Source organism: Marinobacter sp. LQ44 (assembly GCF_001447155.2).
Lineage (GTDB): Bacteria > Pseudomonadota > Gammaproteobacteria > Pseudomonadales > Oleiphilaceae > Marinobacter.
In genome coordinates this window covers 76,573-92,030 of the sequence record NZ_CP014754.1, presented here as the reverse complement: position 1 = coordinate 92,030, position 15,458 = coordinate 76,573, and the positions used below count along the sequence as shown (strand labels likewise).

Annotated in this window: 15 protein-coding genes and 1 other RNA gene; 4 read left to right on the top strand and 12 right to left on the bottom strand. The window is 57.9% G+C overall.

Going from position 1 to position 15,458, the window contains the following annotated elements; all coding sequences use genetic code 11:
• Positions 1-2 precede the first annotated feature (2 nt).
• The 12 genes from ASQ50_RS00415 to ASQ50_RS00360 all read right to left on the bottom strand — a co-directional run bounded on the left by ASQ50_RS00415 (position 3) and on the right by ASQ50_RS00360 (position 10,330).
• Positions 3-1,961, bottom strand: a complete 1,959-nt coding sequence (locus ASQ50_RS00415) for a VWA domain-containing protein (protein ID WP_058089667.1) — start codon at positions 1,959-1,961, stop codon at positions 3-5.
• Between the two features lie 40 nt (positions 1,962-2,001).
• The gene (locus ASQ50_RS00410) at positions 2,002-2,346 is read right to left on the bottom strand and encodes a hypothetical protein (RefSeq protein ID WP_058089666.1); all 345 of its coding nucleotides are present in this window, start codon (positions 2,344-2,346) and stop codon (positions 2,002-2,004) included.
• The gene (locus tag ASQ50_RS00405; RefSeq protein ID WP_058089665.1) at positions 2,346-2,792 is read right to left on the bottom strand and encodes a YcgN family cysteine cluster protein; all 447 of its coding nucleotides are present in this window, start codon (positions 2,790-2,792) and stop codon (positions 2,346-2,348) included. The genes ASQ50_RS00410 and ASQ50_RS00405 overlap by 1 nt, the downstream gene beginning before the upstream one ends.
• The gene (locus ASQ50_RS00400; RefSeq protein WP_058089664.1) at positions 2,789-3,082 is read right to left on the bottom strand and encodes a YcgL domain-containing protein; all 294 of its coding nucleotides are present in this window, start codon (positions 3,080-3,082) and stop codon (positions 2,789-2,791) included. Before ASQ50_RS00400 ends, ASQ50_RS00405 begins: the two co-directional genes overlap by 4 nt.
• Positions 3,079-4,230 (bottom strand): ribonuclease D, encoded by a 1,152-nt coding sequence (locus tag ASQ50_RS00395; protein WP_058089663.1) that lies wholly within the window; start codon positions 4,228-4,230, stop codon positions 3,079-3,081. Before ASQ50_RS00395 ends, ASQ50_RS00400 begins: the two co-directional genes overlap by 4 nt.
• Positions 4,231-4,246: 16 nt before the next feature.
• On the bottom strand, positions 4,247-4,849 hold the full coding sequence (recR, locus tag ASQ50_RS00390; RefSeq protein WP_058089662.1) for a recombination mediator RecR: 603 nt from the start codon (positions 4,847-4,849) through the stop codon (positions 4,247-4,249).
• A gap of 38 nt (positions 4,850-4,887) precedes the next feature.
• Positions 4,888-5,211 carry a YbaB/EbfC family nucleoid-associated protein gene (locus tag ASQ50_RS00385; RefSeq protein WP_058089661.1) on the bottom strand — a complete coding sequence of 108 codons (324 nt, stop codon included), beginning with the start codon at positions 5,209-5,211 and terminating at the stop codon, positions 4,888-4,890.
• A 4-nt stretch (positions 5,212-5,215) separates the two neighbouring features.
• Positions 5,216-7,120 (bottom strand): DNA polymerase III subunit gamma/tau, encoded by a 1,905-nt coding sequence (gene dnaX / locus ASQ50_RS00380; RefSeq protein ID WP_058089660.1) that lies wholly within the window; start codon positions 7,118-7,120, stop codon positions 5,216-5,218.
• A 72-nt stretch (positions 7,121-7,192) separates the two neighbouring features.
• Complete coding sequence (locus ASQ50_RS00375; RefSeq protein ID WP_058089659.1) at positions 7,193-8,224, bottom strand: lipase secretion chaperone; 1,032 nt, start codon at positions 8,222-8,224, stop codon at positions 7,193-7,195.
• Positions 8,225-8,269: 45 nt separating this feature from the next.
• A complete protein-coding gene (locus ASQ50_RS00370) occupies positions 8,270-9,199 on the bottom strand; it encodes an esterase/lipase family protein (protein ID WP_082780496.1) in 930 nt (309 codons plus the stop codon).
• 191 nt (positions 9,200-9,390) lie between these two features.
• Positions 9,391-9,487, bottom strand: an RNA gene (gene ffs, locus ASQ50_RS00365) — signal recognition particle sRNA small type.
• A gap of 81 nt (positions 9,488-9,568) precedes the next feature.
• Complete coding sequence (locus tag ASQ50_RS00360) at positions 9,569-10,330, bottom strand: 2OG-Fe(II) oxygenase (protein WP_082888423.1); 762 nt, start codon at positions 10,328-10,330, stop codon at positions 9,569-9,571.
• A 123-nt stretch (positions 10,331-10,453) separates the two neighbouring features.
• Here ASQ50_RS00360 and ASQ50_RS00355 point away from each other — a divergent pair, with 123 nt between their 5' ends.
• The 4 genes from ASQ50_RS00355 (at position 10,454) to prsK (ending at position 15,410) form a co-directional block, all read left to right on the top strand.
• Complete coding sequence (locus tag ASQ50_RS00355; protein WP_058089658.1) at positions 10,454-11,374, top strand: D-hexose-6-phosphate mutarotase; 921 nt, start codon at positions 10,454-10,456, stop codon at positions 11,372-11,374.
• Between the two features lie 39 nt (positions 11,375-11,413).
• Complete coding sequence (locus tag ASQ50_RS00350; protein ID WP_058089657.1) at positions 11,414-12,229, top strand: lysophospholipid acyltransferase family protein; 816 nt, start codon at positions 11,414-11,416, stop codon at positions 12,227-12,229.
• Positions 12,229-13,176 (top strand): SDR family oxidoreductase, encoded by a 948-nt coding sequence (locus ASQ50_RS00345; RefSeq protein ID WP_058089656.1) that lies wholly within the window; start codon positions 12,229-12,231, stop codon positions 13,174-13,176. The genes ASQ50_RS00350 and ASQ50_RS00345 overlap by 1 nt, the downstream gene beginning before the upstream one ends.
• 98 nt (positions 13,177-13,274) lie before the next feature.
• Positions 13,275-15,410 carry an XrtA/PEP-CTERM system histidine kinase PrsK gene (prsK, locus tag ASQ50_RS00340; RefSeq protein ID WP_082888422.1) on the top strand — a complete coding sequence of 712 codons (2,136 nt, stop codon included), beginning with the start codon at positions 13,275-13,277 and terminating at the stop codon, positions 15,408-15,410.
• Positions 15,411-15,458 lie beyond the last annotated feature (48 nt).

Below are 15,458 nucleotides of genomic sequence, written 5' to 3'. Positions count from 1 at the left end.
GGTTACTTTTTCTGATCTTCGTCGTCTTTATCGGTGTCGTCGGCCTCGGACTTGTCCGTAGCCTCGTCGTCCGCTTCGGATTCGTCCAGCTCCGGCAGATCATCAAACTCCGACAAGTCAAAGTCTTCAAGACCGAACTCATCATCGTCGTCTTCATCCGGCTCTTCGTTAACCGCATCATCGGCAACGGGAATCTGGTCATCTTCCGTTTCCAGAGTCTCATCGCTTTCAAGCGATTCGGTCAGTTCCGGGACGTCCTCGGACTCCGGCGTTTCATCCGGTTCGCTGTCTGGCACAGCCGCTGCCACCACAGGGATCTCCGGCTCTTCCTCCGGCAGATCCTCCAGGGTCTCTCTCTCCGCTGCGGCGGCCTGCTCAGCCTCCGCAATGGACTTCTTCTGGCGCCAGGCGAAAAGCCCCAGTCCGATAATGGCCACCAGCAAGGCGGCACCCGCCCCAAATGCCCAAACCGGTATTCCCCACAACGTGCCTTTCTCCGGTACGTGAACCGGTTCAGGTTGTGGCTCCGAGGGCGCTTCTGCCTGTTCAGGCTCAGATTCAGGCACAGGCATTGGTTCCGGGTCCTCGACAGGCACCGGCGCCTCGACCGGTTCTGGCTCAGCCGGCGCCCCGGGTTCAACCTGTTCACTGAGGTCAGGCACCAGTGGCTCAGACACCACCGCCAGCTCAGGCTCCTCGCCCGGCAAAGTGAAAACGGTCATTGCACTGAATTTCCGGGAGAACGTACCGCCGTCAGCCACCACATCAATCTGGTACCGCCCGGGAGCAGGCAGACGCGTCACCGTGTCCCGATACACGCCGTCTTCCGGTGGCTGATCACCAGACAGCACCTTGGTGCCCCGCCGGCCATCGTTGGCTGTGATCGACAGGCTTACCTGCATCACGCCCAGAAAATCCGGATTCCTGATCTGCTCGGATTCCTCGAAAAACACGACCTCCAGATTGAACGGAGTTTCTTCCGAAAATTCTGGTGGCACCTCACTCACGGCCATGCGCAAGTCACTGACAACCGTCACCCGGCTACCCTGCCCGAGGTCCCCAACAATACGCCACCGCCCGGCCGCCGGTTCAGTTACGGTAATCAGGTCGTAACCCGGCTCCACCGCCCACCGCACGTTGTCTGGCAGATTATTGGCCGTGAACGGCTCACCATCCGGCTCAGAGAGGGCCAGGCTTCGCGCTTCGGAGTCAGAGCCGCCCGTGAAGATCAAAGCGGTAAACTCCCGGACGCCAGCATCTACGGCGAAGCCATCGCCCGCAATGGGAATCTGCTCCTGCGGTACGGCCGTGTTCAGGGCATCCGCAAACGCCAGATTGAGTGCTTCAGCGGTTTTGGCCAGTTGAAAGCTGCCGCCGGTTTCCCGGGCCAGGCGCTGCAGGAAGGTGATGTCTGCCAATTCCGACAGGCCAACGGTATGGATAGTGGCGCCTTTGGCTTTCAGGGAAGGCAGTAGGGTTTCAAGGATGCGCCGCTCCTCTTCACGGCTGGCAGCCTCTCCGCCCGGAATATCAACCTTGCCGTCACTCAGAAGAATCAGGTGGGTGTTTTCCAGGGTTCCGTCAGACAACCAGTCGTCGCTGGCCTTTTCCATAGCCAGCCCGAGATTGGTATAGAGGGCGACGGAATTAATCTGCTCGGAACGCTCAATAACCCTGTTACGCCAGGCATCATCAACAGTGGCGTGGGGTACCAGCATGTTGACATACTGGCCGAAGGTCCAGACACCGGCTTCAGCACCCGCTGGCAGCATCCGGGCCAACAAGCGCACCGCCGGCCGGCGAAGGTTCTCCGGGTCGGTTTCTTTCATAGAGCCGGAGATATCAACAATGATGCGCACGTCGGCCTGCTCGGGTAATGTCAGACCTGAGTCCTGAGCACTGGACTGCGCTGGCACAAAACTGGCCAACACCAGCATGAGGATTACCTGAACTCGCTTCATAGCTACCCTTACCTGTCTGACATTTCGCACGTTCTTGGAGTTATTTACGCACCAGCCGATACCAGACGAGATCCAGAATCCAGACCAACAACATCACCAGAGCGGCAATACTGAAATTCAGCAGTGCCCTGCCCGCCGCGTCGGCGTCTCCCAGAATAAGTTCGTAACCGGCGAACAACCAGGCGGGAATCCACCAGCCTGCAAGCTCTGCAGACTCTACGGGCGTCAGAAATAAAACAACCAGAGCCGACAACAGCAGCGTCCGCACACCATAGAATGGCAGTATCCGAAACAGCGCTTTCATCATGTAGAACAGCACAACGAAAGCAACTGCATAGGCCGCCCAGAAAATTCCGTAAGCTAGTGAAGCATCAGTATCGATCATTACAGAACCCAGTGAATAATGTGGTCTTCCCAATCCTCTTCCGGCACGCTGTCCTCAGAGACGACTTTGCCCTGAACGGATACCCCGGCACGATGCACGGAATCCGGATCACCGGATCGCAAGGGGTGCCAGTCCGCAAGGGGCCGGCCTTCCGCCAACGTTCGATAAGCACAGGTATACGGTAACCAGTGGTAGTCTGATACCGTTTCCGGTGTCAGAACCGTACAACCTGGAACTTTCTTCAGCCGGTCAGAATACACGGTACAACGGCAGGTTTGCGTATCCATGTAACCGCAGACCAGATCGGTGTGGTACACCTCGCCGGTGTCTTCGTCTTCAAGCTTCTGCAGGCAACAAAGCCCGCAGCCATCACACAGAGATTCCCACTCCGGCGTGGTCATTTCGTTGAGGCGCTTACGCTGCCAGAAGGGAATCTCTGCGATCATTGTCCACGCCGCTCGACTTTACTTCGAAAATCAACAATGTAGGTTTCCTGCTCTTCCGGCATTTGCAGAAAGAAATCCTTCTCGGCCAATGCCTCCAGCACTTCTTTGCCAGTGGTCCTGGCAAGTTTTTTGTCCGGGCTCAACAGCAGATCCATGGCGTGAACCGGCTGCCCGAAGATCGAACGCAAAGCCTCGGGCAGGTCGTCCCAGTTCTGGCCGCGGCGAACATAGATGTAGGTATCGCTTTTTTTACTGCTGCGAAACACCGATACAAATTCACGGTCTTTCATTGTGCGAGAAGCTCCTCAATTTCCGGGACGACCGGAGCCAGTATCTCTCGGCGCCAGCCTTCAAAAAACGGATTACCTGCCATGGTGCCATCTTCAATAACGCCTTCAAGGCGTTTTCTTGGCGCCAGCAATTCAATGGGTATATCAGTATCGTCTGCCACTTTTCTGAAGCAACGCTTAACTTTCTTGAACAGCGCCTGCTGATCTCGGGTCAGCGGCCTGGGTATGGGCTTCAGATCGGTGTGGTCGGCTTCTCTGGCACCCCGAACCAGTTCCAGCAGGTGTTCACCATAACGCTTTACAATGCCGCCCGGAACGCCCTGCACATCATTCAGGGCTCTGAGCGAGCCAGGGCAGCGCTCGGCAATGGCTATCAGCAAGCCATCATTCAACACCCGGTTTCGGGGGCGATCCAACCGCCGGCACTCCTGTTCCCGCCACACCACCAGGGCTTGCAGAACCGCCTGCTGTTCCCGATTCAGTGTCCAGCCACCGCGAAGTTTCAGGTAGTGTTGTCCGGCGTCCTCCAGGCTGGCCGCTTCATCCGCAAAGCGCTGTGACTCGTCGGCCATAGCCTGCTGCAGCCCGCGCTGGCGCAAACCGTGGCAGACCCACTCATACACCGGTTGCAAAAACCGAATATCATCCAGGGCATAGCGCTCTTGTTCCGGGCTTAATGGCCTGGCTACCCAGTCGGACCGGGTAACAGATTTATCCAGGGTTTCGCCGAACAGGGTTTCCACCAGGCGGGCATAACCCACGGAAAACCCGGCACCGGCCAGTGCCGCGCCAATCTGGAGGTCCAACACACCTTTAGGCATCACATCCAGCCAGTGCCGGAACAGCTCAAGGTCTTCGCTCATGGCGTATAGCAGCTTTGGTCGCTGGCTATCCGCCAGCATCGCCCGAAACCGTTCGGAGGCCTCGGCTACATCCGGATCAATCAGCCAGAACTCACCGCCGCCACCCAACTGCACCAGACCGGGAATGGGATAGAAAGTAGATACCCGCTCAAATTCTGTGTCCAGCACCACCGGTACCCCGGGCTCGAGGGCGTCCAGCCAGTTGTCCAGGGTATCTGGCTCGCGAATCCAGCGAACAGTGTCAGGGGCCGGGGGAACGGTAACGGCCGGTGCGGAAAGAGTCATGAAGGAACCTGAGACGTTATTCAGACAGGGGCTTGCGGCCCCGGAATGCATGGGTAAGTGTAAAGCCGTCTACATAGCCCAGCTCGCCACCCACCGGGATGCCATGGGCCAGACGGGTGATCAGGATATTCTGACCATCCAGGCGGTCGGCGATGTAGTGGGCAGTTGCCTCGCCTTCGACGGTGGGATTGGTCGCAAGGATCAGTTCGGTCACGCCTTCTTCGCGCACCCGCTCTAGCAACCGTTCAATACCGATTTCTTCCGGGCCCACGCCATCAATCGGCGACAAGTGCCCCATCAGCACGAAATAACTGCCCCGATAATCGCCGGCCTGTTCGATGGCAAGCAAGTCAGAAGGACTTTCTACAACGCAAAGGGTGCCGGTGCGCCTTTCAGGCTTCTCGCAGATATGGCAGATTTCGGTGTCGGAGAAATTCTGACAGCTGTTACAACGACGCACACCGTCCATGGCCTGGCTCAGGGCACCGGCTAGCCGGGTGCCACCGGAGCGGCCCCGCTCCAGCAGATGAAATGCCATGCGCTGTGCTGTTTTCTGACCAACTCCGGGCAAGCACCGGAGAGATTCAACCAATTCATCAACCAGGGGGCTGAATGCCATGAACGCTCCTCAAAGACTATGGCGAGCCGGGGCCATGTTCAGAACGGCATCTTGAATCCGGGGGGCATACCCATTCCGGACATCATGCCAGACATCTTGTCTTTCTGATTTGCCTCAACACGGCGAACGGCATCGTTAACGGCCGCTGCCAACAAATCTTCAAGGATCTCTTTGTCTTCCGACAGCAACGACGGATCTATCTCCACCTTGCGGACGTCGTGGCGACCGTTCATGGTCACTTTGACCAGGCCGGCACCGGACTCGCCTGTGACTTCCGCCTTGGCAATCTCTTCCTGGGCCTTCTGCATCTGCTCCTGCATCTGCTGCGCCTTTTTCATCAGGTCGCCCATATTATTCATCATGTGTTTATCTCCTGCCTGTCTCTATGGGGCGGATGCTTTCTTCAACCACCCGCCCTTCAAATCGTTCAACAATACTCTTTACCACCGGGTCCTGACGGATCGCTTGCTCTGCCGCTTTCTGCCTGGCTGCCCGCTGGCGTTCTTCCCAGGCGGCCGGGGTATGAGGCCCTGGCTCACCCTGCTCTATTCTCAGTGAAGTGGCATCACCGAAGCGGGATCTCAAGGCTGCCAGTATTTTTTCTTCATGGCGCGCATTCAGCAGCCGGGCGTGGCCTTCATCCAGGGTTAACACCACGGTTTGCCCGTCCATCGCCATGGCGCTGTAACTGGCTAGGTTCCCGGGCATGCCATTAATATCCAACTGGCGAAAATCCCGTTCCCATACAAATCCGTCCGCGGTTACCGGCTCCTGATTCTCGACAACCGGCTCAACCTCCGGTTCCACCCGACCTTGAGGTTGGGCTTCCTCAAATACCGGCGGTTCGGTGGGCTCAAGTGCAATTTTACTCACCAAAGTCTCTGGCTCTTCAGCCTCCGCGCTCAGAGCCGGGTCGCCGGGGTCTGGATCCCAGGGCGGAGCATCCATCATGGGCGGCGCGGGTTCCGGTTCTGCCGAGTCAGCCTCGGCTGGACGGTGTGCCTGTGCTGATTCTGGAATCGGCCGCGGCTCTTCCACCGGCTCAGGATTCTGCGCGGGCGCTGATGCCTGCTCAGCTACCGGTGCAGGCTCATGGCTCTGGGCAGGGGCAGGGTCGGGTTCCGGTTCGGCGCGCGCCTGGCCCTCATTGCCACCAGAAGCAATGGTTGGCGGCTCACGGCGATCAGCCCCCGGCCGGAACGCCAACATCCGGAGCAGAGTCATTTCAAACCCCATGCGGGCATCGGGTGTAACCGCCAGATCTTTACGCCCCATCAACGCCGCCTGATAGAACAGCTGGGCGTCTTCCGCGCTCAACTGTTTCGCCAGTGACTGAACCTGGGCGGCATCGCCCAGGGCATTGTCGGCGCTGCCCGGCACCACCTGTTCCATGGTGACCCGGTGAAAGAGGGATAGCAGATCCGCAAGAATGACCGCGTAATCCGGCGCAAAATCTGAAATGCGGCTGATCTCCGCCAGCAAACCGGGGCCATCCCGCTCAACCAGCGTTGCAACTATGCGCTCAATGTCGCGCTGATCAATGGTGCCCAGCATATTGCTGACATCACTGGCGGCCAGGTTCTGGTTGCCAAAGGCAATCGCCTGGTCGGTCAGACTCAAGGCATCACGCATACTGCCGTCCGCCGCCCGGGCAAGCAGCCAGAGCGCTGGTTCTTCAAAGGGAATCTGCTCTTCGGTCAGTACGTGCTTGAGGTGGCCTACGATGTGTTCCGGTGTCATCCGCTTCAGGTTGAACTGCAAACAACGGGATAGCACCGTCACCGGCAGTTTCTGGGGATCGGTGGTAGCCAGAAGGAATTTTACGTGCTCGGGCGGCTCTTCCAGGGTCTTCAGGAAGGCATTGAAGGACTGGTTGGTGAGCATGTGTACCTCATCGATGAGGTATACCTTGTAGCGGCCGCGACTGGGAGCGTACTGAACGTTGTCTGTCAGTTCACGCATGTCGTCAACACCGGTGCGGGAGGCCGCATCGATCTCGATCAGATCAACAAACCGCCCTTCCAGGATTTCCTGGCAACTGCCACACTTGCCACACGGATTGGCGGTAATGCCTGTTTCGCAATTAAGGCAACGGGCCAGCAATCGACCGATGGTGGTTTTACCCACGCCCCGGGTGCCGGTAAACAGGTAGGCGTGATGCAGCCTCTGGTGTTCAAGCGCATGCACCAGTGCCTGAAGCACATGCTCCTGCCCCACCATGTCCTCAAAGGTTCGGGGGCGCCATTTTCGGGCTAAAACCTGATAGCTCATGATCCTTCAACTACTGCTATAAACCGGCGCTAACAATAGCATGTAGCCGGGTTCAGAAGAAGGATGATCTGTTCACGCATCGTCATCCCCGGCCCGGTCAAGGGCACTGATCCGCCTGCGCTCATATTCCGCTTCAAACATCCGCACCCGCAGCGCCTCAACCTCTGCCTGCCGGTCTTCGGCGGTCAGCCCACCGGCCTGGTCGATCAGCGCCTTCTGGCGCCGATACTCAGCCACCCGGCTTTGCCACTGGGCCCGCTGTTCGTCCAATCGGCTCAGCCTTTGCGTCGCTTCCGGGCCGTAGGCTTCCAGCCGCACCGCCCGCACCTCCTCCTCTGAGGCGCCCTGCTCTCGCATTTCGCTGACCTTCAGGCTGGTCGACACCACCGCTTCTGAGCGGCGGCGAGTTTGAACCGAAAACTCGGGCAACAGCTGATCAACCTGCGCCAATGCCTGCTCACGCTCTTTGCTGCTCAGGCTTTCGTCCGCCAGAATGCGCTGCCGGTCAAGCATCAATCTGAGGCGTACTTCCTCTGCTCCAAAGAATCCTTCAGCTACATCCGGGCCCAGATGCTTCCGTCGCAGGTCCTTCAGTTCGTCCAGAACCGCCTGCAAATCCTCCACGTTGCCACTACGCCTCACGGCCAGTGCTTCCGAAGCACCCCGGTAGGCAAGGTAATTATCCAGAATCTCGAGCACTTCCAGCTGCACCTGGGCCGATATGCCGCGCTGGCGCATCTCTGCCGCCAGTCTTTGCCTTAGTGCTTCGCCGTGGACCTGGTCACCGGTGAGACCGATGTAGAAATCCAGAAAACGCCGCAATGACGGATCCAGCACCAGGTTTCCGTTCATATCCACCCGAACACTGCCATCCACGTCGATATCGGATATCCTCTCATCACGGGGTAACGGCGGCACGCTATCCTCAGCGGAGGAACTTCCAGCTACTTCTTCAGGCAGTGCGACGGAACGCCCTGCAGTCTGCTGGCCAACGTTCTCGATGCTCGCACCCGGCAAGCCCTGCCCACCATCAGCAAACAGCCAAAAACCGGCCACAACGGCGAGCAAAGCCCCGAGTGCGAAAATCCCAACTCTGTGTACCACGGTTTCGCTCCAGGGCGGGCCCGGAGGCCCGCCAACAGGTTGGGATTAAAGCCCGAGATTTTTCAGCCGGTTCGCCTGCTGGCGATACAGCTGCACCGGGCTTGCCGCGAAGGGGCCTACCAGACCAAAAATCTGGTTCACCTCATCCAGGTGGTTGTGCCGATAATCCACACCCAGCACCTTACCCAGCTTCATGCTGCAGGCGGGCACCAGGCCGTCGTGGGGCTCATTGAAAAGCGGGCTCATGGTCGCCAGCAAGAGATCGCTGGGGTCGAGCAGATTGGTCACTACCCTGTTGCCACCCCAAGAGTAATACCGCACCCCATTGGCCACTTCAGCGCCATCATCACCGCAGTAACTGGACGGCATACCTGCGGGAAACTGGGCATTGAATGCCAGGGAGCCTTCGGTGCTGAGCGAATGGATGGCTGCACTGGTATCCTGCGGCAAACCGCCTCCGCCAGAAAGAGTATCAATCAACCCGAAGAACCAGTTTCCGAGGCCATCCAGATCTACGCCACTGGCAGCATCGGCCACCGGTGTACCCCAGTTAACACCACCAACACTGGCGGCGGACGCCACCAGGTCAGGCCGCACCCCAGCCACGTAGCGCACCGTGGGCCCACCATGACTGTGACCAATAAGGTGAACTTTCTCAGCGCCGGATACCGCCAGGTATTCTTCAATCTGGGCAAGAAGTTGCTCGCCACGAACTTCCGTGGAATTGGCGGCAGACACCTGGGGCACAAAGACTTCCGCGCCGCCTTCCGCCAGGGCATCGGGAATTCCGTTGTGGTACTCCACAAAGCCCAGCAGCTTGTTAAAACCAGAAAGCCCGTGCACCAGCACGATCGGGTATCTGGTTTCGGTGTAGGTGTCCTTTTTACTGAACCACCAAGCGGAGGCTGGCTGGGCTGTCAATGCAGCCGCCAGCACGCCCGCTGTTACGAGCGATGTTGTTTTGGCACTTTTCATAGCTTTCCCTTTTTGTCTTTGTTTTGATCGGGCAACAGCAAAATACCGCTTGGGTAGCATGCCAAAAACACGATAGACAGGGACAAGTGCCAACCGGGCCATAAGGTGGCTCAGCGTGAACCAGCCCACAAAATCACAGAGGAAAATCGATAAAAAGGAGAAAATAACAGAGGGAGAAAATCTGGGGGTGACCCCATCAGCAATCCCCCGGCACACACATCCACCGCTTCGGCTGCTCCCTTCCGGGCCTGACCGGGTTCACGGTTTCATGTTGCGGGGGCACCAATGGGGCCACCATAACGGCGTTCCGGGACTTTTACCCCGAAAGCGGCGCGCATATTATCAGAAGGATATAAGGACTACAACGGCCTAGAGCGGCAAGGGCACTTCATCCTGCCGAAACCAGCAGGCAATGCTATAACGGGTTCGCCTTGCCGGCAGCACCTCATGGGGCACTTCCTCGCTCAGGAAGAGTACGGCACGGCCAGCTTCCGGGCGCACAAGGCCAATCGCCCTATCCTCTTCCCGTGGGCTGAACACCTGCAATTCGCCGCCGTCTTCCAGGCCCCAGTCGTCATTCAGGTAAAGCACCAGGCTGATCATCCGGGACGCTCGCCCGCGAAAGCTGTCGAGGTGGCACTTGTAAAAGTCGCCGGCCTGATAGGTCGCATAATGCGCTTCATACCGTTTAAGCCCGAGAAACAGCCTTTGATTGAGACCAGCCATCAACTGGTCCAGAAACCTGAAAAGACTTGCCTGCGGTTCGGTGAACCCTTCCAGCCAGGCAATACTGTCTCGCCGAACGCTGCGATCCTTGACCAGATCCGCTCCGCGCCCGATACCCGCCCGGCTCATCGCTTGGGTGCGTTCGAGAATCTTCACCTCATTGAGCAGGGCCGGCACCAAGCCCTCCGGCAGGCGATCAGCAAGATCCAGCTCCAGCCAGGCGTGCTCGCTCAAGCCATCCGCCAATTGATCCAGCCACCTTGCGTCAACGCGATCAACATCGTGCGCGCCCGCAGTGCCCGCCAGCGAGCCCTCGCCCACTACCTGATCGAAATGTCCCTGGCCATGTTCGAGCCGAGGCTCCGGCAGTGGAACAATAACCGCGCTCTGGCTATCAGAATCCATCAATACACCCCCTGAATTTTAGGCTATTGTATGATCAAACTCGCCGGCGCGGCGGATTTAATTTACTCTCTTGGTAAGCAGATACCCTTAAGGAAGTCATCGCAAAGGAAGTCGTCGCACGCCATGTCTGAAAGCAGTAACAAACCACCGGTCTCGGTTACACCGGGACAATGGTCGTTCACCCGCTGGCAAACCATCGGCCAGCTTGAGGCCCTGGAGGTGCACCATCCTCTGTTTCAGGCCACTATTTTCCTCCAAGGCGCACACCTGACTCACTTTTCCCCACGGGACCAGAACAATTGGCTGTGGCTGAGTGAGCTGGCCAAATTCCAACCGGGCCGGCCAATCCGGGGTGGCATTCCAATTTGCTGGCCCTGGTTTGGCGACCCAGCCAAAAACCCGCCGGAAATCCGCAAGCGGGTTCATGAACCGACTGCACACGGTTTCGCCCGCACCGCCCTTTGGCGCCTGGAGGATGTGCGCGAGAGTGCCCATGAAGTGGAAATCAGCCTGTCGCTGAAAGCCAACGAGGATTTCGCCGAGCAATGGGATGGCCACGCACTGGTGCTGGCCACGTTCAGTTTCTCGGTCAGGGGTTGCCAGGTTGCACTGACCACCACCAACCTCTCACGCCAGCCACTGGCGTTCAGCCAGGCGCTGCACACCTATTTACCAACCGCTGACATCAGCCGCACCCGCGTGCTTGGCCTTGGCAACAGTCAGTACATAGACACCCTGAAAGACTGGGAGTATTGCACTCAGGAAGGCCCGGTCTATTTCGAGGGTGAAACCGACAGAATCTATGAATCCGGCGAGCCCCTTACAGTGGTGACACCGCTTGGCAAACGCAAGCTGACCTCGGTGGGCAGTGATTCGACCGTGGTGTGGAATCCCGGCCCGGACAAATCTGCCCGGCTTTCGGACTTCCCCGGCAATGGCTGGCAAAAAATGCTGTGTGTCGAAACAGCCAATGCCGCGGGCGATTATCGGGTGTTGAATGAGGGCCAGAGCCACACTCTAGGTGTACTGATCGGCCGCATCTGACTGCACCGACAATCCAAATCCATCAGACAGGGGGCAGGCATGGGCCTGGCATCGTTTCTCAAATCCAGGCTGGTACCAGCCGAACTGGACCAGCAGATAGAGCGAATACGCAAGCCAATCGGTTCCCTGGGCTACGACCCCTGGGGTTATAACAACGAGGCCATCAAGTACGGCTTCTCCCTTACCCGGCAGATCTACGAGAAGTACTTCCGTGTTCAGGCCTCTGGCGTTGACAATGTGCCCGCCGAAGGCCCGGTTCTGATCATTGCCAACCATTCCGGCCAGCTCCCCCTGGATGGCCTCCTTATCGGCTATGCTTTGGCATCACGAAAAGACAACCCCCGCATTCCCCGGGCCATGATCGAGCGGTTCTTTCCCACCGTGCCCTGGCTGGGCAACCTGCTCAATGAGATGGGCGCCGTTCTTGGGGACCCGGTCAATTGCGCCAAGATGCTGGAGAACAATGAAGCGGTGATCGTCTTCCCCGAAGGCGTTCGCGGCTCCGGCAAACTGTACCGTGACCGTTACCAGCTCAAGCGCTTCGGTAACGGCTTCATGCATTTGGCAATGAAATACAACGCGACGATTGTTCCGGTAGGTGTGGTGGGTTGCGAGGAAACCATCCCTGCCATTGCCAATATAAAGCCACTGGCCAATGCACTGGGCGTGCCCTACGTTCCGGTGGCACTGCCCGTGATTCTTCCGGCCAAGGTACACCTGAACTTCGGCCCACCCATGCATTTCGACAATACCGAAATCCCGGAAGAACAGGTGACCGAGCGGGTGGAAGCCGTCAAGGCTGAAATCAGCCGATTGATCGACAAAGGGCTTAGTGAAAGGAAAAGGCTGTTCTGATGACCACCAAACGCAGACCCCACATCCTCGTGACTGGTGCCGCCGGCGCCCTGGCTCAACAGGTCATCAGCCGCCTCAAGGAAACCTGCGACCTGGTCGCCGCCGATTTCCGTGAGCAGGTGTACCTCGGAGATGACATCCCCAGCTATTGCATCGACTTCAACAAGCGGGTTTTCGAGGACCTGTTCAGGCGATATAAGTTTGACGGCGTGATCCACCTGGGCCGGATACTGTCCAGCCAGCTCACCCGCATGCGCCGCTATAACGCCAACGTGCTGGGCACGCAGAAGTTGCTGGATCTTTCCCAGAAGTACGGTATTCGCCGGGTGATTGTTCTCTCCACTTACCACGTATACGGCGCCGTCGCCTACAACCCGGCCCTGATTGACGAATCCGCCCCCCTCAAAAGCGCGGGCCTGAGCGCGGATCTTGTGGATTCCGTGGAACTGGAGAACCTGGCCAACATTTACCTCTGGCGCTATCCGGAGCTGAACATCACCATTCTTCGGCCATGCAACATCGTGGGCCCCGGTGTGCGAAATTCCATGAGCTCACTGCTCGGCAGCTCCCGGGCTCCGGTGCTGGCCGGCTTCTCGCCGATGATGCAATTCATCCACATAGACGACATGGCAGATGCCATCGTACTGGCCTGGAACAAACCCGTAAAAGGCGTGTTCAACGTCGCCCCCCAGGATTGGGTAGCCTATCAACAGGCCCTGAAACTTTGCGGATGCCAGCGCATTCCGCTGCCATCCATTCCACCCGTCGTTCCCAAGGCAATTTCAAGAATTCTGAACCTCAGGAGCTTCCCGAGTTACCTGATGGCGTTCTTCAAGTACCCGGTGGTGATTGATGGCCGAGCCTTTGCCAGGGAATTCGGGTTTACCCCCAGGCGTCAGTTGAAGGATATTTTCCGTTACTATCGGGACAACAAACGGCCAGTGTGAACCAGGCCGGGAAAACACCGATACCCATAGACGGAACCGGGAATTCAGAGCTACCCTGTACAGAATAAGTACAGAACCCAGGTTCAAGGAAAGACCGAATGCTCAGGGACATCAGCGTGATCAGCTACGGTGCGGCGGCGGCATTGTTCGCGGTGCTGTCCGTATTGATCGCTACACGTTATCTCCGGCGGGATCTTGACCGCGCCCTGTTTCTTGCGGCGTTGGTCACCACCTTGTGGGCAAGCACCCTGGTCTCCCAGAGCCTTTGGGGGCACCCCGGCTTTTTCGTACGTTACCTGCTTGAACTGCTCAGAGATACGGCCTGGATCCTGCTACTGTTCGCCATGCTGCGGGATGCTTTTCGCCAGGGCAAGCTCGCCAGCCAGCTCAAAAAAGTGCTTGGCGCCTCCCTCTTCATTCTGATCGCAACCCTGCTGACCCTTGGCAGCCTTGAATTTATCCTTGGCGTCGCCCTGCTGGATGGCAAAACCAAAGTCATCGGGCAAATCGCTCTGGCCCTGCTCGGGCTGTCACTGGTGGAACAGATCTGGCGCAACGCCCCCGGCTTTGGCCGGTCCTCCATGAAATACCTCTGCATTGGTGTTGCCACCATCTTCACCTTTGACTTCTTCATGTACGCCGATGCCCTGCTGTTCGGCAAAGTCGCCGATTCGTTCTGGAATGCCAGGGGCTTCGTCAACGCTGCATTAATGCCGCTGTTTGCCGTCAACATTATCAATACCCGCAAACAACCGGTGGATTTCCAGCTTTCGCGCTCCGCGGTATTCCATGTGGGCACCTTCCTGTTCGCCGGCGGGTACCTGTTGTTCCTTGCCGTAGGTGGTTACTACGTTCGCGCCCTGGGGGGAGCGTGGGGCGAAGCCATGCAGGTGCTGTTCATCAGCGTTTCCCTGGCATTTCTGGTCACCCTGTTATTGTCGAGGCGAATCCGGGCCAAGCTGATGGTGTTCATCAGCCAGAACTTTTTCGACTACAAGTACGATTACCGGAACGAATGGCTGAGAATGACCCGTGAACTGGCCGACCTGAGCAATGATCCTCCCCTGCCCGAGCGCGTAATCCGAATTCTCGCAGGCCTGGTGGAGAGCAACGCTGGCGCCATCTGGCTTCGCAGCGACCAGGGCGACTACCTGCTGAATGCGAGCGTGAACCTCGCCACGCCCAAATACACCATTATCGATAGTGATTCGGAACTGGTCCGTTTTTTCACGGATCGGGAGTGGATTATTGATCTGAACGAATACCGGTCCGACCCGATAAGCTACAACCTGCTCGAGATTCCTGACCCCATCACCAACACCCCAGACGCCTGGCTGATTATTCCCCTGTACCTTGGCAACGAGCTTTACGGCGTTGCCATGGTGGGGCGCCCCTATTCGAAAGTTGAGTTGAACTGGGAAAACTTCGACCTGATCAAAGTGGTAGCCCGACAGACCTGTAACCTGCTCGCCCAGATGGATGCCCAGAACCGCCTCTCGCGGGCCATGCAGTTCGAGGCTGTGAGTAAAGCCTCAGCATTTATGGTGCACGACTTGAAAACCCTGATTGCACAGCTGTCGCTGCTGGTTAAAAACGCCCCCAAGCATCGGAACAACCCGGCGTTTATCGACGACATGATCGCCACCACAGACCACGCAGTACGCAAAATGGCCAACCTCGTGGACCACATTCGTAAACCTTCCAACCCGGCGGAAGAAAACCGGAGCCCGATAAACCTGACCGAACTGGTCCAGGAGCTGATCGCCCATCACAGCCACCGGGCGCCGGCACCTGCCCTGCAAGGCAGCCCAGACAACATCTTTGTGTCTGCAGATAAAGAACAGCTGCGGAGCGTGCTCGGCCACCTGTTGCAGAATGCTCAGGATGCAACCCCGGCAAACGGCGACATATCCATCAACCTTAAAACCGCCAAAGGCAATGTTGTGATCTTCATTCAGGACACTGGCACCGGCATGACCGACGACTTCATCCGCAGCCAGCTGTTCAAACCATTCGAGAGCACAAAGGGCCTGACCGGCATGGGAATTGGCGCCTACCAGGCCAGAGAATACATTCAGGAATTAGGCGGCAATATTGATGTCACCAGTGAGCCAGGCGTTGGGTCTTGCTTCTCCGTCAGGGTTCCTCTGCTCACGTCCGAAGCCGAAATACGGGCTGCGGCCCCGAGTGTGCCAATTCAGGAAACCGTACACCCACAGAAAACCGTCAACTAATCGTCACCCGAAGGTATTTTTCTGAATCAGCATTGCAAAGTGTCAATG

Coding starts and splice junctions, on each gene's coding strand:
- ASQ50_RS00415 (WP_058089667.1), bottom strand. CDS start 1,961: ATGAAGCGAGTTCAGGTAATCCTCATGCTGGTGTTGGCCAGTTTTGTG.
- ASQ50_RS00410 (WP_058089666.1), bottom strand. CDS start 2,346: ATGATCGATACTGATGCTTCACTAGCTTACGGAATTTTCTGGGCGGCC.
- ASQ50_RS00405 (WP_058089665.1), bottom strand. CDS start 2,792: ATGATCGCAGAGATTCCCTTCTGGCAGCGTAAGCGCCTCAACGAAATG.
- ASQ50_RS00400 (WP_058089664.1), bottom strand. CDS start 3,082: ATGAAAGACCGTGAATTTGTATCGGTGTTTCGCAGCAGTAAAAAAAGC.
- ASQ50_RS00395 (WP_058089663.1), bottom strand. CDS start 4,230: ATGACTCTTTCCGCACCGGCCGTTACCGTTCCCCCGGCCCCTGACACT.
- recR (WP_058089662.1), bottom strand. CDS start 4,849: ATGGCATTCAGCCCCCTGGTTGATGAATTGGTTGAATCTCTCCGGTGC.
- ASQ50_RS00385 (WP_058089661.1), bottom strand. CDS start 5,211: ATGATGAATAATATGGGCGACCTGATGAAAAAGGCGCAGCAGATGCAG.
- dnaX (WP_058089660.1), bottom strand. CDS start 7,120: ATGAGCTATCAGGTTTTAGCCCGAAAATGGCGCCCCCGAACCTTTGAG.
- ASQ50_RS00370 (WP_082780496.1), bottom strand. CDS start 9,199: ATGAAAAGTGCCAAAACAACATCGCTCGTAACAGCGGGCGTGCTGGCG.
- ASQ50_RS00360 (WP_082888423.1), bottom strand. CDS start 10,330: ATGGATTCTGATAGCCAGAGCGCGGTTATTGTTCCACTGCCGGAGCCT.
- ASQ50_RS00355 (WP_058089658.1), top strand. CDS start 10,454: ATGTCTGAAAGCAGTAACAAACCACCGGTCTCGGTTACACCGGGACAA.
- ASQ50_RS00350 (WP_058089657.1), top strand. CDS start 11,414: ATGGGCCTGGCATCGTTTCTCAAATCCAGGCTGGTACCAGCCGAACTG.
- ASQ50_RS00345 (WP_058089656.1), top strand. CDS start 12,229: ATGACCACCAAACGCAGACCCCACATCCTCGTGACTGGTGCCGCCGGC.
- prsK (WP_082888422.1), top strand. CDS start 13,275: ATGCTCAGGGACATCAGCGTGATCAGCTACGGTGCGGCGGCGGCATTG.